This is a genomic window from Comamonas testosteroni TK102, assembly GCF_000739375.1.
Taxonomy (GTDB): Bacteria; Pseudomonadota; Gammaproteobacteria; order Burkholderiales; family Burkholderiaceae_C; genus Comamonas; species Comamonas brasiliensis.
The window spans coordinates 3533487-3556629 of the sequence record NZ_CP006704.1 but is presented as its reverse complement, the minus strand read 5'-3'; the positions used below and the strand labels follow the sequence as shown (position 1 = coordinate 3556629).

The following is a 23143-nucleotide window of genomic DNA, read 5'->3' as shown; positions in this document are numbered from 1 at the left end:
TATTAAAATGAAATTCTTTTTAAAAAATAACTATTTCAGTAATCATAAAAAAACAATAAATGATTTGGAGTCCTATTTTTCGAGAAAAAAATTATTCAATCTTTTTAAGAGAAAAAAATTTAAATATGATTATGAGTTAATAAACCCAGAAAAAATTTTTGGTGATTTAAGTAAGCGGATTAAGTGTTTTTTGGTTGGTGATTCTTGGGAAAATTCTGTAAGTGCAGAAGTAATTGCATTTGTGGGATTCAATGATTGGAAATGGGGTTTTGTTAGTAAATATTTCGAGGGATCTAAGGCTATTTTCTTTAAAAGGAAGGCAAGCTCCTATGAAATATATCAAAGCATTCAAAATTTCCCTGTGCCTGTTAAGAAAATAGTTGTATGGGGATATAATGATCCGAGATTTTTTTCTTTTTTCATAAAGAAAATGAAATTAAATGTCCTCCGTATGGAGGATGGATTTCTAAGATCATTTGATTTGGGTGCATCGCATGCAACTCCCTATTCTTTAATCGTAGATGGCGTTGGTTTATATTTCGATCCTAGAAGTGAGTCTGAGATTGAGCGGCTCTTGAATAGTTACGAATTTACGAAGAAAAATATTGACGATTCAAGAGAATGCCTAAAGCTGCTTCATGATTTGAAGTTGTCGAAATATAATTCGCAAGGAATAATTCAAAGAGATGAGGTGGATTACAAGTTTTCTCGAAGGGTTGCTGTTATAGGTCAGGTAGATGGGGATCAGTCCATTCGATTGGGGAATATAAATCGGTGGAGCATTGAGCAGCTAATTAAATTGGCGAAATTTGAAAATCCTGATGCAGAAATAATTTATCGACCGCATCCAGATGTATATAATGGATTTCAGAAAAGTATACTAAAAAAGAGAAGAGTAGCAAAATATTGCACAATAGTCTCTCCAACCTCGAATCAAATTGAATTTCTGAATTCTGTTGATCACGTTTATACGATTACATCTTTGTCAGGTCTGGAGGCGCTATTACTTGGAAAAAAAGTAACAGTTGTTGGGCAGCCTTTTTATGCAGGTTGGGGGCTGACAGATGATCGAGTGGAGGTTCCTCGAAGAAATCGTTCTCTCAAATTGGAAGAATTGTTTTATGCTATTTATCTAAAGTATCCGCGGTACTTGGCAAATATCAATGAAGCAAAAGAAGGTTTTATTGCGACCTGCTATAAAATTGCAGCAGAGAGAGAATGTGCTTTTTATAAGAAGATTGCAGTATCAGATTTTGAGATTTTTGATGCGAAGCAAAAATCTATTTTTTGGCCCAAATTTGTTTTGGGTGCAAATAAAAGCCCAATTGGAATTAATGGTATAGATTTTTCCCAATACTTCTCGATGAAAAAATCGGAGATCTATAAGAAGTCTGTATTTTTGGCCATACTTGGGAAGGCGAATAAAGATGAGGATCGTGATGCTTTTATTCTAAAGTACAGACTTGTATTGAGTCTTTCAGATTTTGGAGATGTACTCAGTCTTGTTTCAAAATATTTTCCTGGAGAGTATTTGAGGAAGCATTTCTCTTGGCTCTTGAATGAATGTGGTGAGTTGGAATATTTGGATTATTTATCTAAATCAAGATTTACTGTGGAGAAAATAGGAGATATTCAAGAGGAGGGGCGGAATTTCGAGAGTGCTGCTATGGCAGATTCTGAAAAGATTAATCTTTATGGATTATTCTTGGTTTTTTTTGATAATAAAAATTACCATGATGCTTTATTGATATCCGAAAAGCTATTATTGAATGGTTATTCCGGATACTCATTTTTGATTAAGCTTGGTAATTTGTCGGAAATGCTTTTTGATGCTGAATCGGCTCTTGCATTTTCAAAGCTTTGCAAACAAATCGATTTGTTTGGGGATAATCGGAAAGCATTGCTGCTTGAGTTTAAAAATCTTCCCTTGGAAGAGGGGTTGATTGATGAAATTGAGCTGATAAAAAGTATTTTTCTGAGTATTGATCTAAATCCTGAGAGAATTAGTGCTTTTGCTGTTCTATTAAAGAAGTATGGATTATCTGAGAAGTATATAAATATTATTAAATCCAGTATCTTTTTGGATAATGAAAAAACAGTAAAAAAGTCACAAGCCTATTTGGAGGTCGGCAGCTACGACCTTGCGTTACGTGTCGCAAAAAATGTCATAGTTTCAGGGGATTTATCGGATAAAGCTAATATTGCGTATGCGAAAGCGCTTTTTGCCTTGGGGGAAAGTGAAGAATCTTTGAGAATATTAAGGGTAGCTAAAGATTTAAAGTGCTCCGATTTGGTCTGTCGTGAATTGGTTCGACAACTGGTTCATGTTGGTGATTTTGGAGAGGCCCTTGCAGTTATTGCTGAAGCGAAATATCGAGGTATGGCAATAAGTGAAACAATTTCAATTCCTGTTTATCTGGGGCTTGGTCAGATCGAGAAAGGTTACTCTCAGTACTTAAAATCCTCTTTCCGAAATGATTTAATTAATTATTTTAAAGATAAATATTTTGTTGATGAGGAATTGGATTGTGAAAATTTGCTTATTATGGCTGTATATGGGCCGGGTGATGAAATAAGATTTGCATCTTTGTATTCTGATTTTGAGCGGGATGACTCCATAAATTCATTGCAAATAACTTGTGACTATCGCCTTGAGAAAATTCTGAGCAGGTCTTTTCCCAATCTGAAATTTTTGCCTGTCAGACGGAACAGGGAGTTTAGTAAGAATTATCCGATGAAACTATATAATGAGCTTCCGGGTTCGGAGCTTTGCGTAGTTCTTGATAATTCAGCGTTACCCCATATTGATAGGGCTGAAAAGATTGTTTGCGTAACTGATTTAATATCTCGTTATCGAAAGAGTTATTCTTGCTTTCCAGGGCGGGCATATCTGATTTCTGATGATGTTGTTACGGCGTCTTTTAAAAATAGGCTCCCTAAGGGGGAGTTGCTGGTAGGCATTAGTTGGCGAAGCAGTTTGCAGAATTTCTCGCGGAACGAGCATTATCTGAGTGTTGAAGATTTGATGCCTTTATTCGAGGTTGAAGGTGTCAGGTTTGTTAATTTGCAATATGATGATTGTCGGGCTGAGTTGGAAAAAATTGAGAGGTATTTCCCTGGAAAACTAATTAATTTTTCAGAGTTAGATCAGTTCAATGATTTGGATTCTGTGGCATCTTTGATGTCGAGTTTAGACTTGGTGATATCTCCTGCTACAACTGTTGTGGAGCTTGCAGGTGCTTTGGGTTGTGAAACCTGGATGATCTCAAACTCCGCGGAGTTGAAGTGGCGTAAAATTGATGCCAATAAGACAGATGTGTGGCATAACTCCGTGAGACACATCGAAAGTGATAATCTGGGCGATAAGCTTGGATTGGTTAGGAATCTTGCTCAGAGCCTTGAGTTGTTTGCAAGAGAAAATTTGATTAGTAAAGAGGTGATTTATGCTTAAGAACTCAACAATTCTAGTAACTGGTGGGACCGGTTCATTTGGTAATACGTTTGTGCCAATGACCCTGGAAAAATTTAACCCCAAGAAAATTATCATTTACTCTCGTGATGAAATGAAACAATGGGAAATGGCGAAGAAATTCGTCGGTGACTCCCGTGTGCGCTTTTTCATCGGTGATGTTCGTGATAAAGAGCGTTTGTATCGCGCGCTCGATGGCGTAGATTACGTGGTACATGCTGCAGCCACGAAGATTGTCCCTACTGCGGAATACAACCCTTTCGAGTGCGTCAAGACCAATATCAATGGAGCAATGAATCTTATTGATGCTTGCATTGATAAGGGTGTAAAGCGCGTGGCGGCCTTGTCAACCGACAAAGCCAGCAGTCCCATTAATCTATACGGTGCAACGAAGCTTGCATCAGACAAACTATTTGTAGCTGGCAACTCCTATTCCGGTAGCCATGATACGCGCTTCGCGGTGGTCCGCTATGGCAACGTCATGGGTTCCCGAGGTTCTGTAATTCCTTTCTTTATGTCCATCAAGGAGAAGGGTGTTTTGCCGATCACTGATGATCGGATGACTCGCTTCATGATCTCTCTGGAAGATGGAGTCGAGTTGGTTTGGCATGCTTTCGAGGATATGGAAGGCGGCGAAATTTATGTGAAAAAGATTCCTTCGATGAAAGTCACGGATCTGGCACGGGTTGTTGCGCCTGAAGCGAAGCAAGAAGTGGTTGGTATCCGACCTGGTGAGAAGCTGCATGAGCAGATGATTGGTGCTGAAGATGCTCACTACACCTTTGACTACCCTGAGCATTACAAAATTTTGCCGAATATTAATGGTTGGGCAGCTGATCCCAAGCGCATCAAGAATGGCAAGACTGTTCCTGAAGGCTTTGTCTACGCCAGTGATAACAATAGCGAGTGGATGTCTGATCGCGACCTGCAGGCTTGGATTGAAAAGAACCGCGAAAAGATCGGGAGCATTTAAACCATGATTCCATACGGACGTCAGGATATTACTCAAGAAGACATCGACGCAGTCATTGCCGTTCTTCGTTCAGATTTTTTGACCCAAGGGCCGATGGCGCCACGTTTTGAAAAAAGTGTGGCTGAGCATGTTGGCTGTGAACACGCCTTGGCTGTCAATAGCGCAACGTCAGCACTGCACATTGCATGTCTGGCTCTTGGTCTTGGTCCTGGCGACCGTTTATGGACCACACCCATAACATTTGTGGCTTCGGCTAACTGCGGCCTATATTGCGGTGCAGATGTCGATTTTGTGGACATTGATCCACGTACCTATAACCTCTGCCCGGACGCCCTTGCAAGAAAGCTAGCACAGGCAGAGCGTGAAGGAAAATTGCCTAAAGTTGTTGTGCCGGTTCATTTGTGTGGTCAGCCTTGCGACATGCAGGCAATCCATGCACTATCTCAGCGCTACGGTTTCAAGGTCATCGAGGATGCTTCTCATGCTATCGGTGGCAAATACAAGGGTGAGTTCATTGGTAACTGCCGTTACAGTGACATTACTGTGTTTAGCTTTCACCCCGTGAAGATCATCACCACCGCCGAAGGTGGTATGGCGCTGACCAATGACCCCAAACTTGCAAAAAAGATGGGTTTGTTGCGCAGTCATGGCATTACTCGCGATCAGTCGGAGATGACGCATGAGTCAGATGGATCTTGGTATTACCAACAGGTCGATCTTGGCTTTAACTATCGCATGACTGAGATGCAGGCAGCGTTGGGTGTGAAGCAAATGGAGCGTCTTGACCAATACGTGGCACGTCGCCATGAATTAGCCCGTCGCTACGATGACCTGCTATCGTGCCTGCCGGTTTCGACACCTTGGCAGCATCCTGATAGCTATTCCGGTTTGCACTTGTATGTAATTCGCCTTCAGTTGGACAAGATTGGGCAGACTCACCGCCAAGTCTTCGAGTCTTTGCGCCAGCTGGGCATTGGGGTTAACCTACACTACATTCCTGTACACACTCAGCCCTACTATCTCAACATGGGTTTCAAGGTGGGTGATTTTCCTGAGGCTGAGAGTTATTACAGTGAAGCGATCAGCCTGCCGATGTTTCAGGCCATGAGTGACGCACAGCAGGACGAAGTGGTTGCGGCTTTACGTAAGGCGCTGCAAATATGAGACTGGCGGTCATTCCTGCGCGCGGCGGCAGCAAACGCATTCCACGCAAGAATATCAAGCAGTTCTGTGGAAAACCAATGATTGCGTGGTCGATTGAGGCCGCGCATCAAAGCGGTAGCTTTGATCGCATTATTGTTTCCACCGATGATGAAGAGATCGCTGAGGTTGCACGCCTGCATGGCGCGGAGGTCCCATTCATACGTCCGGCCGAGTTATCGAATGACCATGTTGGCACCATTCCTGTGATTCGCCATGCTGTCGAAACCATCAGTGCTCATGGGCAGACTGTGGTGCAGGCATGTTGCCTGTATGCAACTGCTCCATTTGTGAGTGCCGACGATCTGCGACGTGGTCAGGAGTTGCTGCAGAAAACAGGTGCCGATTACGTTTTCTCGGTCACCAGCTATGCTTTCCCCATCCAACGTGCAATATGCCTGAAGGCAGATGGGCATATTGAAATGTTCAATCCTGAGCATTTCAATACCCGATCTCAGGATTTGACCGAAGCTTTTCATGATGCTGGTCAGTTCTATTGGGGCCGGGGCGAAGCTTGGTGCGAGGAGCGTATTATTTTTGGTTCGCGTTCGGCTCCATTGATCCTTCCGCGATATCGTGTGCAAGATATTGATACGCCGGAGGATTGGGAGCGCGCAGAGTGGATGTTTAGGGCTATGCAGCAAGGTCGCGAATGATGAAGTTTGATCATCCGCGTTTACGTGTTGCATTTCGCACTGATGCATCTGTGCAAATTGGAACCGGTCATGTAATGCGCTGCCTGACTTTGGCTGACGCATTGCGTGAAAATGGTGCCGAGTGCCTATTCATTTGCCGTCCCCATGATGGGCACTTGTTAGAGCTGATACGTCAACGGGGGCACAGCGCTGTGCCTCTCCCTAAGTTGGATGTTCCTTTAGATCCGTTACCCATGATCACGGCGCATTCGGCGTGGTTGGGTACGGACTGGGCCAACGACGCAGACCAGACACGATCTGCATTAGGTGGCGATACGGTGGATTGGCTGGTTGTCGATCACTACGCTATAGAGCAGCAATGGGAGGAGGCTCTCCGTCCTTGTTACCAGCGGCTGCTGGTGATAGATGACCTAGCGGACCGTAGGCATAGCTGTGATTTGCTTGTGGATCAGAATCTAGGTCGTCTTGTGGAAGACTATTGTGATCTGGTTCCAGCTGAGGCGACTCTATTGATCGGACCACAGTATGCAATGCTGCGGCCGGAATTCGCGCAGTTGCGCTGTGTGAGTCTGGCTCGACGCAACGTCGTTGAAATGAAGCACTTGCTCATCACGATGGGAGGGGTGGACAAGGACAATGCTACCGAGCATGTGTTGCAAGCATTGAACTTATGTGACCTGCCTAAGGACCTTCGAGTCAGCGTGGTCATGGGACCATATTCTCCATGGCTCGAGAAGGTGCGAGAACAAGCTGGTCGCATGCACTGTTCCACGCAGGTATTAGTGGGAGTCAGTGATATGGCACAACTAATGTCTGAGAGTGACCTGGCGATTGGCGCAGCAGGGGGTACGGCTTGGGAGCGTTGTTGTCTTGGGGTACCGAGTGTGGTGCTGGTCCTAGCGGAAAATCAGCTTGAAGGCGCAAAGGCATTTAAGGCCCAGGGCGCTGCAGTTTATGTCGAGGATATCGCTGAAGTGAAAGACTATTTGCGACGACTCTTTGCTTCGGAAGACCTGTTCAAGTTGCTTGGCGAGCTTAGTCGTGCAGCAGGTGCAGTTACTGATGGGCAAGGAATACCACGCATCATAATGGAAGTACTAAGTGTTTATGAGTGATTCATTTTTGATTCGTGCAATGACTGAGCAAGATGTTGAGCTGGTTTTGCATTGGCGAAATCACATTGATATTCGTCGCTTCATGCTTACCCAGCATGAAATTTCTCTTGAAGAACACACGATGTGGTTCAAGAGGGCCAGCACTGATCCAACGCGTAGGCTAATGCTTGTTGAGGAAGATAGTCAACCGCTTGGCTTTGTTCAATTCTCTAACGTCGGCGTTGATGAAGTTTCAGACTAGGGCTTCTATGTCAGACCAAATGCTCCGAAAGGCAGTGGAAGAAAGCTGGGAGAAGCGGCGTTGACTCATGCTTTCCAAGCCTGGAATTTGCACAAAGTGTGTGGCCAAGCTATCGCAGAAAATATCGCGTCTATCTCGTTTCATCAACGCCTTGGATTTGTTCAAGAAGGTGTTTTACGCGAACAGTCAAAAATAGCTGGAAAACGCTCGGATTTATTTTGCTTTGGCCTTTTGAAGAGTGAATGGAAATAGTTCTTAAGATATTAGGAAATCAACATGAAGAACATTCAGATTGCTGGAAGAAGCATTGGTTACGACTTCCCTCCGTATATTATTGCCGAGCTTTCCGCTAACCATAATGGGAAGATCGAAACTGCTCTGAGAATTATTGAAGAAGCCAAGAAGGCCGGAGCAGATGCAATTAAGCTGCAAACCTATAAGCCTGACACGATAACTCTGAAGAGCGATGGAGAAGAGTTTCGTATCCGTGGTGGTCTTTGGGATGGTCGTACACTTTATGACTTGTATGAAGAGGCTCATATGCCATGGGAGTGGCATAAGCCACTTTTCGATTATGCACGTGAGTTGGGGATCACCATATTTAGCTCCCCTTTTGATAATACAGCCATTGACCTGCTGGAGGATCTGAATGCACCGGCTTATAAGATCGCTTCCTTTGAAGCGGTCGATTTGCCATTAATAAGATATGCAGCCAGCACTGGTAAACCATTGATTATCTCGACGGGTATGGCTGACGCGAACGAAATTCAGGAGGCCATTGACGCGGCTCGAGAGGGGGGATGTCGGGAGTTGGCAATTCTTCATTGCGTAAGTGGCTATCCGGCGGCATCAGAAGATTACAACCTTCGTACAATTCCTGACATGATTGCACGATTTGGCTTGGTCACTGGCTTGTCGGATCACACATTGGACAATACAACTGCTATAGCTAGTGTTGTCTTGGGGGCTGCCATCATCGAAAAGCATTTCACTTTGGATCGCAATGGTGGTGGTCCAGATGATAGCTTCTCACTTGAGCCTGAGGAAATGGCGGCATTATGCAGAGATGCGAAGACGGCTTGGTATGCGGCAGGAAAAGTCAATTATGCCCGGACAAGCAGTGAGCAAGGCAACGCGAAGTTCCGACGTTCGCTATATTTTGTCAAAGCTTTGAAGGCTGGCGACATTGTGACAGAAGACTCCGTTCGAAGCGTTCGACCTGGCTTTGGTCTGGCACCAAAATTTTTGCCACAAGTCATAGGCAGGAAAATAACAGTTGACGTGAGTGAGAATTCACCTGTCCAGTGGGAGGCTATTGAAAGAAACCCCTGAAGTAGATTTCGAAGAATCAGAGGGAAGTGTGATGACTAACTATTAAATTTTTGGCGGCCATTTATTGGGTAATTTACCTTTTGAATGCCGCCTTTTTGTGAATTTTTGTGATTAAGAGTGTATTTGTTATTGTAATTTGTTAGTTTTTTATTAAAAGTACATATATTTTGAAATACGCATAGCAGTATTTGAGGATCTTCCATTTTCATGGTTAACAAAGTAAGACTGTGTGTAGTTTCTTTTGGGATCCTGAGGATTCCTTTTCTTCCCCAGTTAGTAGGCCTCCACGTATATTTTTTTCGCCCCTGGTGGAGAGCCGGTAAGTTTATTTTGGCAGGGTGGGGATGCCGGCCGAATACCAGATTGCTGAAAAAGTACGCAGTTTTTTGTAGGTATTCTTATTTCTCATTCGAAGATGGCTTTCTTCGCTCTTTCGGCACCGGCGAACATTTCCCGCCGCTGTCGCTGGTGGTCGATGACGAAGGCATCTACTACGACTGCACGCGGCCCAGTGCGCTGGAGCGCTTGCTTTGCAGCGATGTCGATCTGCTGGCTGCAGATGCCGTGCTGGTGCAGCAGGCCCGAGAGAAGCTGCTCTCCGCAGGGCTGAGCAAATACAACCATGCTCCTGACCTGCCGGAGGGCATGCTGCGCAGCGATGATGTTCAGCGGGTACTGGTGATTGACCAGACGGCGGGCGATATGAGCGTGGCAAAGGGCGGGGCGGATGCCGGGACCTTCGACGCCATGCTGGCCGCTGCGCTGGCCGAGAATCCGCAGGCCACGGTCTATGTCAAGACCCACCCCGAGGTGACTTCGGGCCGCAAGGGCGGCTATTTGACGGGCGTGCAGCCTGATGCCCGCACGGTGGTGCTGCGCGACGCCGTCAATCCGATGAGCCTGATTGCGCAGATGGACAAGGTCTATGTGGTCAGTTCGACGATGGGCTTCGAGGCCTTGCTGGCCGGCAAACCGGTGGTCTGTTTTGGCGTGCCCTGGTATGCGGGCTGGGGTGTGACGGATGATCGCCAGCCGCAGCACCCGGCCATGCTGCGTCGCGCTGGTCGCCGACGCTCGGTGGACGAGTTGTTCGCCGCGGGCTATGTGCATTACAGCCGTTATCTGAATCCGGAGACACGCCAACGCGGTAATGTATTGGACGTGACCAACTGGCTGCAGCGTCAACGCATGGTGGCCGGGCGCTTTGGCGGGCGCATGATCGTGGTGGGCTTTCGGCGCTGGAAGGCTGCGAACGTGAAGGCCATGTTGTCCCTGCATCCGGGCAAGGTGGTCTTCGTCAAGAATGCCGCTGCGGCCAGGGCTTTGCAGCCTGGCGGTGACGATTGCCTGGTCTGCTGGGGTCGCGTGCCGCCGGCAGGTGTGCAGCAGTTGGCGGATGCATCGGGCGTGCGCCTGCTTCGCATGGAGGATGGCTTTGTCCGCTCCGTGGGCCTGGGCTCCGACCTGATCCCGCCGCAGTCCTTTGTGCTGGACGCCAAGGGCATTTATTTCGACCCGGGTCAGCCGTCGGAGCTGGAGGACCTGCTCAACACCCGGGCATTCACGAAGCAGGATTTGCAGCGTGCGCGCAATGTGCGTGCGTTTATCGTCGAGCATGGCATCACCAAGTACAACCTCGAGCCCAATCGCCCGGTGGACTGGTTCAGCACGGATCGTCCGCAGGCCGGTCGGCAGGTGGTGCTGGTGCCGGGTCAGGTGGAAGACGATGCCTCCATTCGCTTTGGTTGCGATACCGATGGCGTCTGCACGAATCTGGGTCTGATCCAGGCCGCGCGCGCTGCGTTTCCTCATGCATTCATTGTCTTCAAGCCGCACCCCGATGTGAGCAGCGGCAATCGCAAGGGCCATGTCGAGCCGGCCCAGGCTTTGCAGCATGCCGACTGCATTGAACAGGGCGCTTCGGTGGTCAGCTGCATCGAGGCTTGCGATGTGGTGGTGACCATGACCTCGTTGACGGGCTTCGATGCCTTGCTGCGCAACAAGCAGGTGGTTGTGCATGGGCGCCCGTTCTACGCCGGCTGGGGTCTGACGCAGGACCGCTTGCCCGTGCCGCGCCGCAGCCGCCCGCTGTGTCTGGATGAACTGGTGGCAGGGGCGCTGCTGCACTACCCCTTGTACTGGGATCCGGTGCTCCGGGGCTACACCAGTTGCGAGGCGGTGCTCAGGCGCTTGCTGGAGCAGCGTACGGCGCTGGAGCAGTCTGGCGGCCTGCATCGCCTGAAGTCCGGCTGGTTGCGGCGGCAATGGCGCAAAAGCGGGGTGTTGCTGCGGTCGATTTTGTCGGACTGGTGACACTTACCTTTTTTTGCAATTATTTTCCATCGATTTGTTGTCATCGTGCAGTGATGTGCGAGGGTGTTGTCCGGTGAAACCCCTAAAATGCAGGGGTCATGCCTCATGACGCCTCCATAGAAATACCAAGCGGCCTGACAGTCCGCAGTCCTGAACGCATGAAGAACAAGAGTGGATTTGCGTCTAAACGTGTTTTGTTGCTGCAAGGCCCGGTAGGGCCTTTTTTCTGGAACCTGGCCAAGGACTTGCGCTCGGTGGGGGCGACTGTCTTCAAATTCAACTTCAATGCCGGTGACTGGCTGTTCTATCCGCGCAAAGCCCATTCGTTCCGGGGGGATCTGACCCAGTGGCCCGAGGTGCTGGAGGCCTTTATCGTCAGGCACCGTATCGATGCGGTGCTGCTGTTCGGCGATTGCCGGCCGGTCCATGCTTGCGTGCGCTCCATGACGGAGCGTCTGGGTTGTGCCTTCGGGGTGTTCGAAGAGGGCTATCTGCGGCCCGATCACATCACGTTCGAGCCCATGGGCGTCAACGGGCATTCGCATTTCGAAAAGAGACTGGCCTTATGGCTGAAACAGAGGGCGCACCAGGAAGACGTGCCACCGCGTTCTCATGCGAACGGGCCGGCCACGCAGTCGTGGAAGAAGGTCGGTAACTCATTCTGGCATTCGGCCATGTGGGGCATGCTGTATTTTTTTGCGGCCTGGCTGGGCCAGTGGTTCTGGAATAACGCCCTGCATCACCGAAGCATGACGGTGCGCGATGCCCCCTGGTGGTGGCTGAGCTATCTGCGCAAATTCTGGTACCGGCGCACTGAAAAGGACATCGAAGATCGGCTGCTCGGTGACCTGCGCAAGAAGTTCTTTCTGGCTCCCTTGCAGGTTTATAACGATGCCCAGATCGTGGTCCACTCCAACTATGATTTCGTGACGGATTTCATCAACCACGTACTGCATTCGTTTTCCCGGGCCCAGGCCTTGGAGCGCACGAGTGGCGTGCCCGAAGGTGGAGAGTCGATTGCGGATGACGTGGTGGTTTTCAAGCACCACCCCATGGACCGCGGACACAGGAACTACGCCAACATCATTCATCTGCTGGCGCGGCGCCATGGCCTGCAGGGCAAGGTGCTCTATATCCATGACCAGCATCTGCCTTCCTTGCTCAAGAGCGCCAAGGGGGTGGTGCTGGTCAACAGCACGACCGGGCTTTCGGCCTTGGGTCATGGCGCTCCCGTCAAGGTCTGCGGCAATGCCTTGTATGACCTGGAAGGCTTGACCTATCAGGGCAAGATGCGCGACTTCTGGTTTCGGGCCCATCAGGCGATTCCCGATCAGGAAATGCTCTCGCGCTTTCGCAAGGCCTTGATTGAGTGCACGCAGATCAACGGCAGCTTCTATCGCCGGCTGTCGGGGGTCTCCTGGCGCTGCGGGGCTGCGCTGGACGGTCAGATGGCCCAGCGCCTGTGGGGCGGTGGCCCGTCGGTCGATCCTGTGCTGTGGCCCGAAGAGGCTGCGGAGCCAGTCCTTGTTTCCAGGCCGGCCAATCAGAAAGATGCCATGCCTTCCATGCTGCAGGGGGTCGCCTCTGTCGAATAAGCCTTGGTATGGAGGGGACCAATGACTGGCAGCGAAAAGAACATCTCATTCGATTCTTCAAAGAAGACAGGGGATGGCGAGCGCCTGGTGATCTTCATGGGCGGCTTTGATCCGCGCGGTGCAAGACACTATCACCAGCTGATGCGTGCCGAGGCGCAAAAGCAGCCGGTGGCTTCTGCGCATCGAAAATACGCGATTGGCAGCAGGGAAAAATGGAGCGTGGGTGAGCATGGGCAGGAGAAATCGCTGCATGCTCGCTGGCGGGTGTCTCAGACGGATTCCGGAGACTCGGCCTGCGCCGATTTCGTTTTTTTCGACTGGCATGATCAGGTCCGTCTGCACTGGCCTTCGAGCCGGGCAGAGGTTTTTCGCCAGGCCGTGGGCACCTATGTTTCCATCTGGAACTTGAGGCAGTGGCTCAAACCCGTGCGGGAGCAGGCGCGCTTTACCTTGTGGGCGCTGATGTATCCGCTGTTTTACATGCTGCTGGTGTTGCTGGCCGGATTGGGCTTGGGCTCTCTGCTTGTCAGTGCCTGGGGCGGCTTGGCGCCGGCGGGCGCAGCCGCGTTGATGCTGGCTGCGGTCGCTGTCGTCGGCTGGGGCGGTCTGGTGCTGGATGGCTATCTGCATATCAGCTGGCTTCTGAGGATTCTGAACTTTGCCCATGTCAGTTCCGGGAAGACTTTTGCGGTGCTGGATGCGCGCATCGAGGCCATGGCCGCCGAGGTGGCGCAGGCCCTGCAGCAGCAGCGCTGGCGCGAAGTGGTGGTGGTCGGTTTCAGTGTCGGCAGTGTGCAGGCTTTGAAGCTGACTCAGGCACTTCGCCGCAAGCTGGCAGAAAGTCCCTTATCCTTGCAGCCTTCGCGCAGGCCGCTGGTGAATCTGGTCACCCTGGGCAATTGCATTCCGCTGTTCGGGCTGTTTCCAGGTGCCGGTGCCTTGCGCCAGACCTTGCGCGAGATCGCCATGGACGAAGCGGTGTACTGGGCCGATATCTCTTCCCCCGGCGACAGCGTGTGCTTTGGCATGTGCGATGTGGTGGGGCTGTCCTTGCGCGAGGATGGGCGCAAGGATGAGACCCAGGCCGTCCGCTCCTTTACCGAGGCTGGCAAGCGCCGGGCCCAGTGGGGGCTTAATCCGCAAGCCGTGTGCTCACCGCGTTTTCACAAGCTGTTTTTGCCGGCAACTTACCGTTGGTTGCGCAGGAACAAGATGCGCATGCATTTTCAGTATCTGATGGCCGGCGAAGTTGCCGGTGCCTATGACTATTTCGAGTTGCTCACCAGCGCCGGTCCGATGCGTGACTACATAGAGAGGAAATTGGTGCGATGAGTCGTTTTTGCCCCGCCTATCCCAAACCCCATCCCGAGCAGACATCGAAGCTGCGCATGTTCTGGCATGCACGGCGCTCCTGGATGGATGCGCTGTTCGAGCGCAGCTACAGCATGCAGATGGGCGAGGTCCATCTGCCTGGCGTGGATCTCTACATGCTCAACGACATCGCGGAAGTCAAAAGAGTCATGCAGAGCGAGGCGCAGCAGTTTCCCAAGAGCCATCTGCTGCACGAGTCGCTGGAGCCCTTGCTGGGAGACAGCATCTTCACGACCAATGGCGAGCAGTGGCAGCGTCAGCGCACCATGATGAACCCGGCGTTTGCCCAGGCCCGCGTGAACGTCGCCTTCCCGCGCATGCTCGGTGCCGCGCAGGCCATGCTGGAGCGCCTGGATGCCGTGGACCAGGCCCAGCCCTACGACATCGAGATCGAGATGACTCATGTCACTGCCGATATCATTTTCCGCACGATCTTTTCCACGCCCTTGCAGGGGCCAGATGCGCATCGCATCTTCGAAGCCTTTGCCCGCTACCAGGCGCTGGCTCCCAAGCTCATGCTGCCGGCCCTGTTCGGCGTTCGCTGGCTGACCATGCCCTGGTATCGCTGGCAGAGCAACCAGGCCGCCCGCGAAATTCGCGGCCTGCTGCACGCCATGATCAAGCCGCGCTATGAAGCGCACCTGAGGGGCGAGGCCGAGGAGCAGGAGGATATTCTTGCCGCCTTCATGCAGGCCAAGGATCCGAATACGGGCGAGCCTTTCAACGAGGAAGAGCTGGTCAATCAGGTTGCCATGCTGTTTCTGGCGGGGCATGAAACCTCTGCCAGCGCACTGACCTGGGCCAGCTATCTGCTGTCCCAGTCTTCCGACGTGCAGCAGCGTGCCTATGAACAGGTGCTGGAGGTGGTCGGCGACCGTCTGCCGCAGCAGGCGGATATGAAGAGCTTCTCGCAGGTCTGGAATATTTTTCGCGAAACCTTGCGCCTGTTCCCGCCAGTGGGCTTCTTTGCCCGGGAGAACGTTCAGTCCTGCCCCATACGGGGCAAGCAATTGAAGGAGCGCAGCACGGTGGTGGTGGCACCCTGGCTGCTGCAACGTCACCGCAAATGGTGGCAGAACCCCGATGCCTTCGACCCTGATCGCTTTGACCGTGAGGAGGACAAGGAGGCCATCAAACACGCCTACATGCCTTTCAGCATGGGCCCGCGCGTCTGTCTGGGCGCTGCATTTGCCCTGCAGGAAGCCGTCCTGATTCTGGCCTGCCTGCTGCAGCGCTATGAAATCCTGCCCGCGCCGGGCCATGTGCCGCAGCCCGTGGGGCGGTTGACGATTCGCTCTGAAAATGGGGTACGTATCAAGTTGCGCAAGAGGAAGGATGCATGAAGGAGCGCCTGGCAGGTTTTGTGTTGATGTGCGCCGTCGTCCCGCTGGCGGTCCTGGGCTGGCTGATTCTTTGCTGGGTCGGCCTGTTCGGCAAGACGGAGCGAGGCAGGGCCGGAGTGCGCGCCCTGGACCATTTCGTCAATGCCGCAGTGCTCAACGGCTATGCCTGGGAAAGCGTCTCATCGCATGCCTGGCGCGAACGCGAGAACAAGCGCTGGGCGCGCTGGGTGATCAGGGTCACAGACCACTTCCAGAAGGATCACTGCATGCGCGCCAACAAGCGCGAGCAGCCCGTGGTGGACCTGATCCTGAAAAAAGGCCTGCAGGGCCAGACCATCAAATAGGCGGTTTGCCTGGCCTGCCAGTTTTCATTGCGCACTGATCTCTTTGGGGCAATGGCTTATGAAGTGGGCGTGATCAAGAGGCCTCATCTCGGCTGCCAGCGCAGCCCTGCAGGTAGCTTGCAGAACTCATCAACAGGCGGTTGGCATTGGTGTCGTCAAGCATGGAGAGGGCGTGGAGCCTTTTGAGCGCAGCACCTAGAGCGTGGCTTGCGTACCTAATATGGCCGTGGACTGGCTGGCGAGCACTCCCCCATTGCCGTGGCAAAGCACGGCATCGATCTGCTTGAGCCCGCGTGATTGTCCACCTGTACGAAGCAACTCAACGGCCTCGATGACGGTGAATATCCCGTACATGCCAGGATGCACGCAAGAAAGGCCACCTCCGTTGGTGTTCACGGGCAGCGCGCCGCCAGGACCGATACCCGTTTCTGTGATGAAGCCTCCTCCCTCGCCTTTCGCGCAAAAACCCAGGTCTTCGAGAAAGAGCAGAACGTTGATGGTGAAGGCGTCATACAGCTGCGCTGCATGTATGTCTTTCGCGGAAAGTCCGGCCATGGCGAATGCGCGAGCGCCCGACTCGCGGGCCGCCGTGGATGTGAGGTCTGGCATGCAGGAAATCTGCCGGTGTGTCTGTGAGGCAGCCACGCCCAGGATATAGACGGGTTGCGCTGCGCTGGGTCCAACCAGATCCGAGCGGGTCATGACAAAGGCACCTGCGCCGTCCGTGATCAAGCAGCAATCGAGGGTGGTCAGCGGGTCACTGATCATGCGAGCCGAGAGCACATCTTCGACAGTCAATGGCCCGCGACGAAAGGCCAGCGGGTTGGCTTGTGCCCATTGCCGGGCTGCGACGGCAATAGCGGCCAACTGCTCGCGGCTGGTTCCATATTCATGCATATGCCTCGCCGCAGCCAAAGCATAGGAGCTCGCGGGGTTGAACGGTGCATAAGGCGCCTCAAAGGGTTGGGGCTCAAGCTGAGCGCGCGCAGCGATCTGCTGGCGAAAGTCTGAAGCGGAAAAAGCGGTGCTTCCGTAGGCAACCAGCACCGCATTGCATGCACCGCTGTTCAAGGCCATGGCAGCATTTTTTAGGCAGCTGACGTAGGCGCTTCCGCCAATATTCGTACTGTCCATGTATGCTGGATTGATGCCAAGGTATTCAGCGACCGAGAGTGCCGGCAAGAATCGGTTGAAGCTTGCCGTAAAAAGTCCGTCGATGTCGGACATCTTGAGGCCGGCATCACGCACGGCAGTGTGTGCGGATTTTGCCAGTATTTCCATCTCGGTAAAACCGGTGGCATCTCCCATCCCCGCCAGACCTATTCCGGTAATTGCTGCCGTGGCGCGCAGTTGATTGATATCTCTCATTTCAATTGCCGACTATCGGTTCGAACAAAACCTGGGGCTGTGCAATACCATCAAGACACGCAAGCAGTGACTTCACCCGCATTCCGATATAAGTCTCTTCCGGTGGAAGGTTGTGCATGCGGCTCATCATGCGAAAGCCCTCGTCCATATCGACAAGCACAATGCAGTAGGCGCCGCCATTTTTTTCAGAGCGCGGGATAACGCTTTGGGAATAAATGGTGCCCGTGCCTTTGGGGGCTATCCATAGGAATTTGCCTCCCCCGCAGTTGGGGCATATTTGTCTCGGGTAAAAAATGATCTTGCTGCAGTCGGTGCAAACAGGTATTCGCCATTGGCCAGAAGCCAGGTAATCGAAATAGCGAGCCTGCACGCCATGATCCTCTGGTTCAAGAGTGCTCATGAGCTGCTTCTCCTGTCTTCGTCAGAACGGGCAAACAGCGTGAGGCCAGGTGCTGCGCTCAGCGGTGCTTGCGTGACTTCCTGAAGCATTTTCAGATCCAGGGAATCGACCATTTCCTGCACGACCATGCCTTGCGGGGTGATATCGATGACCGCCAGGTCGGTGTAGACGCGGTTGACGACTGACGCTCCCGTAAGAGGATAGGTGCATGTCGATACCAGCTTGGGGCGGCCATCGCGATCCACATGGTCCATGATCGCGAAAACCCTGCGAGTTCCGGTCACAAGATCCATGGCTCCTCCCACCGCGGGTAACTCGTCCGGGTCGCCAGTCCACCAATTGGCGAGGTCTCCCTGCTCCGAGACTTGAAACGCACCCAGAATGCACAGGTCGAGATGGCCTCCGCGCATCATGGTGAATGAGCTGAGGTGGTCGAAATAGCAGCCGCCCGGCAACAGGGTTACCGGCTTCTTGCCCGCATTGATCAGGTCCCAATCGACGGCTTCAGGGGCTGCGGGGCCACCCATGCCCAGCAGGCCATTTTCGCTGTGCAAGATCACGCTCTTGCCTGCGCCGATATGGCCTGCAACCAGTTCGGGCAGTCCAATTCCTAGATTGACATACCAGCCGTTCTCGATGTCATCGGCGACACGCCGCGCCAGGCTTTGGCGGCTGCGACCCCTGTTGGCAGAAAGGCTCATGACTGTGCTCCCGCAATATTCACCACGCGTTGAACGAAAATCCCCGGGGTGACAACATGCTCCGGATCGAGTTGGCCGAGATCCAGCGTCTGGTGAACCTGTGCAATGGTGACTTTCGCCGCCATGGCCATGACCGGATTGAAATTGCGTGCCGCTTTGCGGTAGGTGAGATTGCCCCAGCGGTCACCTTGATGCGCTTTGATCAGGGCGAAGTCCCCGTGCAAGGGCAACTCCAGCAAATAGGGTTTGCCGCCAATCATGCGCATTTCCTTGCCCTTGGCCAGCAGTGTGCCGACTCCGGTCGGGCAGTAGACACCGCCCAGGCCGGCTGCAGCCGCTCGCAAGCGCTCCACGATGGTGCCTTGCGGCACGAGCTCCAGTTCGATGCGTCCTTCCCTGTACCAGCGAGAAAAAATGTTGGGATCGGACTTGGGGTTTGCCGCTTTGGGAAAGGAGCAGATCATTTTTCTGACCCGTCCGGCATCCACCAGTGCAGCCAGACCGCCATGTCCGGTTCCCGAGTTGTTGTTCACGATGGTCAGGTCGCGGGCGCCTTGGTCTATCAGTCCATGAACCAGCTCGTAAGGCAGGCCGGCTCCTCCGAAGCCGCCCACCAGGACGGTGGCCCCATCGACGATGTCGGCCAAGGCCGAAGGAATATCCGTATGGATCTTGTCAAGCATGGCGGGCTTTACTGCTGAGCCTGAATGCCGATCTTTGCCATGAAAGTCGGCCAGCGTTTCGATTCTTCCCGCATGAAGTTCCCGAATTGCTCGGGAGAGCTGGACTCGATCGTCAAGCCATAGCCCACAAACGGTTGCGCGAATTCGGGACTGGCGAGAGTGGCTTTGACGGCTTTGTTGAGCGTATCCACAATGGGTTTCGGAGTTCCGCTGCGTACCACCAGCCCCCACCACACACTGATATCCACGGAAGGATAGCCAGCCTGCTTCATCGACGGAATACCCGGCAGCGCCGGGATTGGCTTGTCTCCGGTCACGGCCAGTGCACGCAGCCGCTTGCCCTCGACCTGCGGAATCACCGTCGATCCTGCATCGAAGATCATGGTGATGTTGCCGCCCATCACATCGTTGATGGCCTGAGCGCTGCCCTTGTAGGGCACGCGCAGGAGTTTGATATCGGCGGCCTGAGAAAACAGCTCGCTGGCGAGATGAAGACTGCCGCCATCTCCCAGTGAGGCATAGGTCGTCTTGCCGGGATTCTTTCTTGCGATTGTCACCAGGTCTTCAACGTTATACGCAGGAATATCGGCCCGAACGGTGAGAATGAGTGGCGATGAAAAAAGGCTTGAGACCGGAGAAAAATCCCTTATCGGGTCGTAAGGTAATTGTCGGTAGACCCCGATGTTTGTGGCCAGGCTGGTCATGGAGCCTAGAAACAGCGTATATCCATCTGCGGGTGCCCGTAGAGCAGATTCCACGCCTATGACCTGATTGGCACCCGGCTTGTTTTCAATGATCACCGGCTGTTTGAGCTTGTCACCGATATTTTTTGCGAGTGATCTCGAAAATGTGTCGGCCAGACCGCCAGGAGGGTAGGGAACGATAAGCCGAATGGGCCTGCTTGGATATATGTCGCTGGCGTGAGCACTGGTCATTCCAATTGCGCAGGTGGCAAGGGTGGCGAACCAGAGTTTGATGTTCAATCGCATGGGGCTGTCTCCGTTGTAAGTGTTTTAATGGCTGTCAGGAATATGGATCTATGTCATGAGTTAGTGAGTGAATCGGGGTGCAGCGCCTTTTTTGTACGGTTGCCGATTGAAGGGCTGACTTTCTGTCTGGTTTCAGTTCTTGAGAGATACCTGGGTCAATGTGTCGCTCTTGGCGCCTCCTTGATTGACGGTGACTCGAAACTAACCGACGAGCTCTCGCGCTTTTTGAATAATGTTTCTTGCACAAGGAATGACAGCCGTTTGCAAGTGGGGCGCTGCGGGGATTCGAATATCCGGTGTTGCCAGGCGCGCCACAGGTTTTTTGTTTCACGATGACTCCAGCCCGGTAGTTCGCTGGACTGCGCCGTAGCTAGATACAGCAGGTTTATCAATAACTTACGCGCGTCCATCATATGCCGGTGCTTTCTGAAACTTGACCCGGTTTTCCCTCGCGCCGCTCCTATCTGGCTCCTGGAATCCGGGTTGTTCCGAGGAGTCATCATGGCAAAGATCAAGCTCACCAAGACCGCCGTGGAGTCGGCCCAACCCCAGGCCAAGGATGTTGAACTGCGAGATACCGTGGTGCCCGGCTTCCTGTGCAAGATTACCCCGACCGGCCGCCGGGTGTTCATGCTCCAGTACCGCACGAACTCCGGCCAGCCCCGCAAGCCCTCGCTGGGGCTGTACGGGGAGCTGACCGTCGAACAGGCACGAGTCAAGGCACAGGACTGGCTGGCCGAGGTTCGCCGGGGCGGCGACCCCGGCGGCGCCAAGGCCGAGGCGCGCAAGGCGCCCACGATGGCCGAGTTGTGCAAGAAGTTCATGGAGGACTACTCCAAGAAGCGCAACAAGCCCAGCACGCAGGACGGCTATCAGGGCGTCATAGACCGCAACATCATCCCGCTGCTGGGCCGCAAGAAGGTGCATGACGTGAAGCGGCCCGACATTGCCGGGCTGATGGAGAAACTGGCCTACAAGCCGACCGAGGCGAACAAGACCTTCGGCGTGCTGCGCAAGATGTTCAACCTGGCCGAAGTGTGGGGCTACCGCCCGGACGGCACGAACCCGTGCCGCCACGTCCCCATGTACCCGCCGGGCAAGGAAACCCGGCTCATCGTGGACGAGGAAATGGTGCGGATCTTCCGCCAGTTGGAGAAGCTGGAGGCGGAGGGGCTGGAGAACTACGTCATCCCGCTGGCGATCCGCCTGCAATTCGAGTTCGCCGCCCGGCGCTCCGAAATCTGCCCGCTCGAATGGAGCTGGCTGGACTTCGAGAACCGGCGCGTGGTGTGGCCCGACAGCAAGGTCGGCGGCATTTCCAAGCCCATGAGCGAGGAAGCCTATCGGCTGCTTTCGACGGCGCCGCGCCGGGAGGGCTGCCCCTACGTCCTGCCATCGCCGAACGACCCGGCCAAGCACCTGACCTTTGGCGAGCACTATGGCGGCTGGTGCCGGGTGCTCAAGGCCGCCGGCGTCCCGCACGTCGGCACGCACGGCATCCGCCATCGCTCGACCACCGACATTGCCAATTCGGGCGTGCCGACCAAAGTGGGCATGAAGCTGACGGGCCACAAGACCGTGGCGATGTTCATGCACTACGTCCACACCGAGGACAAGCCGGTGCGCGATGCGGCCGAGCTGGTGGCCAGCCGCCGCCAAGCCATCACGGGTGCGCGCCAGCTTGCGGAGGCGGCGGCATGAACACGCGCCGGTCATCCGCAGCATCGTCCGCAGCGCCTTCGGCGCTGCTGGGCGACATTCGGGCACTGATCGAGGCGGCGCGCAAGCGCGCCGCCTCGACGGTGAATAGCGAGCTGACGATGCTCTACTGGCGCATCGGCCAGCGCATCCGCACGCACGTCTTGGACGGACGCCGGGGCGCCTACGGCAAGGAAGTCCTGCCCACCCTGGCGGCGCAGTTGGTGAAGGAGTACGGCGGCAGTTTTGCCGAGCAGAACCTGCGCCGCATGGTGCAGTTCGCGGCCACCTTCCCCGACGAGCAGATTCTCGTATCACTGATACGAGAATTGAGCTGGACGCACTTCATCGCCCTGATCCCGCTGAAAGACCCGCTCCAGCGGGACTATTACGCGCAGATGGCGAGCGCCGAACGCTGGAGCGTCCGGACGCTGCGCGAGCGCATCGACTCGATGCTGTACGAGCGCACGGCGCTGTCTCAAAAGCCGGGCGAGACGATCGCGCACGAGCTGGCGACGATGCGCGATGCGCAGCGCATGTCGCCCGCCCTGGTCATGCGCGACCCGTACATCCTCGACTTCCTGGGGCTGCGGGACACTTGGCAGGAAGGCGACTTGGAGGCGGCGATCATCCGCGAAATGGAGTCGTTCTTGTTGGAGCTGGGCGCGGGTTTCAGCTTCGTGGCCCGGCAGAAGCGCATCCAGATCGACGGCGAGGATTTCCACCTCGACCTGCTGTTTTACAACCGCAAGCTGCGGCGGCTGGTGGCAGTGGAGTTGAAGGTCGGCGAGTTCAAGGCAGCTTTCAAGGGACAGATGGAGCTTTATCTTCGCTGGCTGGACAAGCACGAACGGGAGCCGGAGGAAGCCTCGCCGCTGGGGATCATCCTTTGCACCGGCAAGAAGCGCGAGCAGATCGAATTGCTGGAGTTGGACAAGTCGGGCATCCACGTCGCCGAGTACCTGACCGCCTTGCCGCCGAGGGGCGTGCTGGTGGAGCGGCTGCAACAAGCAACGCAACGGGCGCAGTTGCAGCTCGAGCAGCGCAAGACCGACAACGAATAGTCCTGTCCCAAGCAGTCGGGCGTCCCGGCGTACCGCCGTCGCGCTGTCGTGCTGCGCATCGAGCCTCGCTGCGCGAGTCTCGCCCCTGTCGGGCTTCCATCACTGACGCCTCCGGCCCGGCTCGCTGATCCGCGCCTGCGCGCTTCGCTTGCCAAAAACCCGCGTGCGTGGGGTGGTGTGAGGGGGCGGTCTTGCTGTGTCCCTTCACCGTATCACGGCGTTCTCGCCGTGCAAGGGCTGCGCGCGCCTTGCGCGCTTGCGTCCTGGCGGCCGTCTGCGACCCCTGAC

The 23143-nt window shown here is 53.8% G+C and carries 18 protein-coding genes and 1 pseudogene; 14 read left to right on the top strand and 5 right to left on the bottom strand.

Annotated elements, in window-relative coordinates:
- Window positions 1-7 precede the first annotated feature (7 nt).
- The 12 genes and pseudogenes from O987_RS28205 (at window position 8) to O987_RS16010 (ending at window position 15952) form a co-directional block, all read left to right on the top strand.
- Complete coding sequence (locus O987_RS28205; RefSeq protein WP_080731541.1) at window positions 8-3451, top strand: hypothetical protein; 3444 nt, start codon at window positions 8-10, stop codon at window positions 3449-3451.
- Entirely contained in the window at window positions 3444-4442 is a 999-nt protein-coding gene (gene pseB, locus O987_RS16060; protein ID WP_043373426.1) for a UDP-N-acetylglucosamine 4,6-dehydratase (inverting), read from the top strand. The genes O987_RS28205 and pseB overlap by 8 nt, the downstream gene beginning before the upstream one ends.
- Window positions 4443-4445: 3 nt before the next feature.
- Complete coding sequence (gene pseC, locus O987_RS16055; RefSeq protein ID WP_043373424.1) at window positions 4446-5606, top strand: UDP-4-amino-4,6-dideoxy-N-acetyl-beta-L-altrosamine transaminase; 1161 nt, start codon at window positions 4446-4448, stop codon at window positions 5604-5606.
- Window positions 5603-6298: a pseudaminic acid cytidylyltransferase gene (pseF, locus tag O987_RS16050; RefSeq protein WP_043373421.1), complete on the top strand. Its 696-nt coding sequence runs from the start codon at window positions 5603-5605 to the stop codon at window positions 6296-6298. The genes pseC and pseF overlap by 4 nt, the downstream gene beginning before the upstream one ends.
- Window positions 6295-7413, top strand: coding sequence for a UDP-2,4-diacetamido-2,4,6-trideoxy-beta-L-altropyranose hydrolase (pseG, locus tag O987_RS16045; RefSeq protein WP_200879560.1), 1119 nt, complete (start codon window positions 6295-6297; stop codon window positions 7411-7413). The genes pseF and pseG overlap by 4 nt, the downstream gene beginning before the upstream one ends.
- Window positions 7406-7906 (top strand): annotated as a pseudogene (gene pseH / locus O987_RS29855) (UDP-4-amino-4,6-dideoxy-N-acetyl-beta-L-altrosamine N-acetyltransferase). The gene pseG and the pseudogene pseH overlap by 8 nt, the downstream one beginning before the upstream one ends.
- 24 nt (window positions 7907-7930) lie before the next feature.
- Window positions 7931-8986, top strand: a complete 1056-nt coding sequence (gene pseI / locus O987_RS16035) for a pseudaminic acid synthase (protein ID WP_043373418.1) — start codon at window positions 7931-7933, stop codon at window positions 8984-8986.
- Between the two features lie 207 nt (window positions 8987-9193).
- Complete coding sequence (locus tag O987_RS16030; RefSeq protein ID WP_043373415.1) at window positions 9194-11299, top strand: capsular polysaccharide biosynthesis protein; 2106 nt, start codon at window positions 9194-9196, stop codon at window positions 11297-11299.
- Window positions 11300-11457: 158 nt separating this feature from the next.
- Complete coding sequence (locus O987_RS16025; RefSeq protein ID WP_043373413.1) at window positions 11458-12894, top strand: capsule biosynthesis protein; 1437 nt, start codon at window positions 11458-11460, stop codon at window positions 12892-12894.
- A 21-nt stretch (window positions 12895-12915) separates the two neighbouring features.
- Window positions 12916-14226: a hypothetical protein gene (locus O987_RS16020; protein WP_043373410.1), complete on the top strand. Its 1311-nt coding sequence runs from the start codon at window positions 12916-12918 to the stop codon at window positions 14224-14226.
- Window positions 14223-15608, top strand: coding sequence for a cytochrome P450 (locus tag O987_RS16015; RefSeq protein WP_043373407.1), 1386 nt, complete (start codon window positions 14223-14225; stop codon window positions 15606-15608). The genes O987_RS16020 and O987_RS16015 overlap by 4 nt, the downstream gene beginning before the upstream one ends.
- On the top strand, window positions 15605-15952 hold the full coding sequence (locus O987_RS16010) for a hypothetical protein (protein WP_043373406.1): 348 nt from the start codon (window positions 15605-15607) through the stop codon (window positions 15950-15952). The genes O987_RS16015 and O987_RS16010 overlap by 4 nt, the downstream gene beginning before the upstream one ends.
- A 195-nt stretch (window positions 15953-16147) precedes the next feature.
- Here the strand turns inward: O987_RS16010 and O987_RS16005 are convergent, their stop codons facing one another.
- Genes O987_RS16005 through O987_RS28200 form a run of 5 tightly spaced genes read right to left on the bottom strand, consistent with a single transcriptional unit; the run spans window position 16148 to window position 20093 of the window.
- Window positions 16148-17320, bottom strand: coding sequence for an acetyl-CoA acetyltransferase (locus O987_RS16005; RefSeq protein WP_003054160.1), 1173 nt, complete (start codon window positions 17318-17320; stop codon window positions 16148-16150).
- Window position 17321: 1 nt separating this feature from the next.
- Window positions 17322-17720, bottom strand: a complete 399-nt coding sequence (locus O987_RS16000) for a Zn-ribbon domain-containing OB-fold protein (RefSeq protein WP_003054162.1) — start codon at window positions 17718-17720, stop codon at window positions 17322-17324.
- The gene (locus tag O987_RS15995; RefSeq protein ID WP_003054165.1) at window positions 17717-18421 is read right to left on the bottom strand and encodes a 3-oxoacid CoA-transferase subunit B; all 705 of its coding nucleotides are present in this window, start codon (window positions 18419-18421) and stop codon (window positions 17717-17719) included. Before O987_RS15995 ends, O987_RS16000 begins: the two co-directional genes overlap by 4 nt.
- Window positions 18418-19104: a 3-oxoacid CoA-transferase subunit A gene (locus O987_RS15990; RefSeq protein WP_003054167.1), complete on the bottom strand. Its 687-nt coding sequence runs from the start codon at window positions 19102-19104 to the stop codon at window positions 18418-18420. Before O987_RS15990 ends, O987_RS15995 begins: the two co-directional genes overlap by 4 nt.
- Window positions 19105-19112: 8 nt before the next feature.
- The gene (locus O987_RS28200) at window positions 19113-20093 is read right to left on the bottom strand and encodes a Bug family tripartite tricarboxylate transporter substrate binding protein (protein WP_003054169.1); all 981 of its coding nucleotides are present in this window, start codon (window positions 20091-20093) and stop codon (window positions 19113-19115) included.
- Between the two features lie 501 nt (window positions 20094-20594).
- Between O987_RS28200 and O987_RS15980 the strand changes: the two genes are divergently transcribed.
- Window positions 20595-21794 (top strand): tyrosine-type recombinase/integrase, encoded by a 1200-nt coding sequence (locus O987_RS15980; RefSeq protein ID WP_023114164.1) that lies wholly within the window; start codon window positions 20595-20597, stop codon window positions 21792-21794.
- Window positions 21791-22855, top strand: a complete 1065-nt coding sequence (locus O987_RS15975) for a PDDEXK nuclease domain-containing protein (RefSeq protein ID WP_023114165.1) — start codon at window positions 21791-21793, stop codon at window positions 22853-22855. The genes O987_RS15980 and O987_RS15975 overlap by 4 nt, the downstream gene beginning before the upstream one ends.
- The last annotated feature ends 288 nt before the right edge of the window (window positions 22856-23143 follow it).

Bases quoted from the DNA above. Each gene is read 5' to 3' on its own strand.
- O987_RS28205 (WP_080731541.1), top strand. From the start codon at position 8: ATGAAATTCTTTTTAAAAAATAACTATTTCAGTAATCATAAAAAAACA.
- pseB (WP_043373426.1), top strand. From the start codon at position 3,444: ATGCTTAAGAACTCAACAATTCTAGTAACTGGTGGGACCGGTTCATTT.
- pseC (WP_043373424.1), top strand. From the start codon at position 4,446: ATGATTCCATACGGACGTCAGGATATTACTCAAGAAGACATCGACGCA.
- pseF (WP_043373421.1), top strand. From the start codon at position 5,603: ATGAGACTGGCGGTCATTCCTGCGCGCGGCGGCAGCAAACGCATTCCA.
- pseG (WP_200879560.1), top strand. From the start codon at position 6,295: ATGATGAAGTTTGATCATCCGCGTTTACGTGTTGCATTTCGCACTGAT.
- pseI (WP_043373418.1), top strand. From the start codon at position 7,931: ATGAAGAACATTCAGATTGCTGGAAGAAGCATTGGTTACGACTTCCCT.
- O987_RS16030 (WP_043373415.1), top strand. From the start codon at position 9,194: ATGGTTAACAAAGTAAGACTGTGTGTAGTTTCTTTTGGGATCCTGAGG.
- O987_RS16025 (WP_043373413.1), top strand. From the start codon at position 11,458: ATGAAGAACAAGAGTGGATTTGCGTCTAAACGTGTTTTGTTGCTGCAA.
- O987_RS16020 (WP_043373410.1), top strand. From the start codon at position 12,916: ATGACTGGCAGCGAAAAGAACATCTCATTCGATTCTTCAAAGAAGACA.
- O987_RS16015 (WP_043373407.1), top strand. From the start codon at position 14,223: ATGAGTCGTTTTTGCCCCGCCTATCCCAAACCCCATCCCGAGCAGACA.
- O987_RS16010 (WP_043373406.1), top strand. From the start codon at position 15,605: ATGAAGGAGCGCCTGGCAGGTTTTGTGTTGATGTGCGCCGTCGTCCCG.
- O987_RS16005 (WP_003054160.1), bottom strand. From the start codon at position 17,320: ATGAGAGATATCAATCAACTGCGCGCCACGGCAGCAATTACCGGAATA.
- O987_RS16000 (WP_003054162.1), bottom strand. From the start codon at position 17,720: ATGAGCACTCTTGAACCAGAGGATCATGGCGTGCAGGCTCGCTATTTC.
- O987_RS15995 (WP_003054165.1), bottom strand. From the start codon at position 18,421: ATGAGCCTTTCTGCCAACAGGGGTCGCAGCCGCCAAAGCCTGGCGCGG.
- O987_RS15990 (WP_003054167.1), bottom strand. From the start codon at position 19,104: ATGCTTGACAAGATCCATACGGATATTCCTTCGGCCTTGGCCGACATC.
- O987_RS28200 (WP_003054169.1), bottom strand. From the start codon at position 20,093: ATGCGATTGAACATCAAACTCTGGTTCGCCACCCTTGCCACCTGCGCA.
- O987_RS15980 (WP_023114164.1), top strand. From the start codon at position 20,595: ATGGCAAAGATCAAGCTCACCAAGACCGCCGTGGAGTCGGCCCAACCC.
- O987_RS15975 (WP_023114165.1), top strand. From the start codon at position 21,791: ATGAACACGCGCCGGTCATCCGCAGCATCGTCCGCAGCGCCTTCGGCG.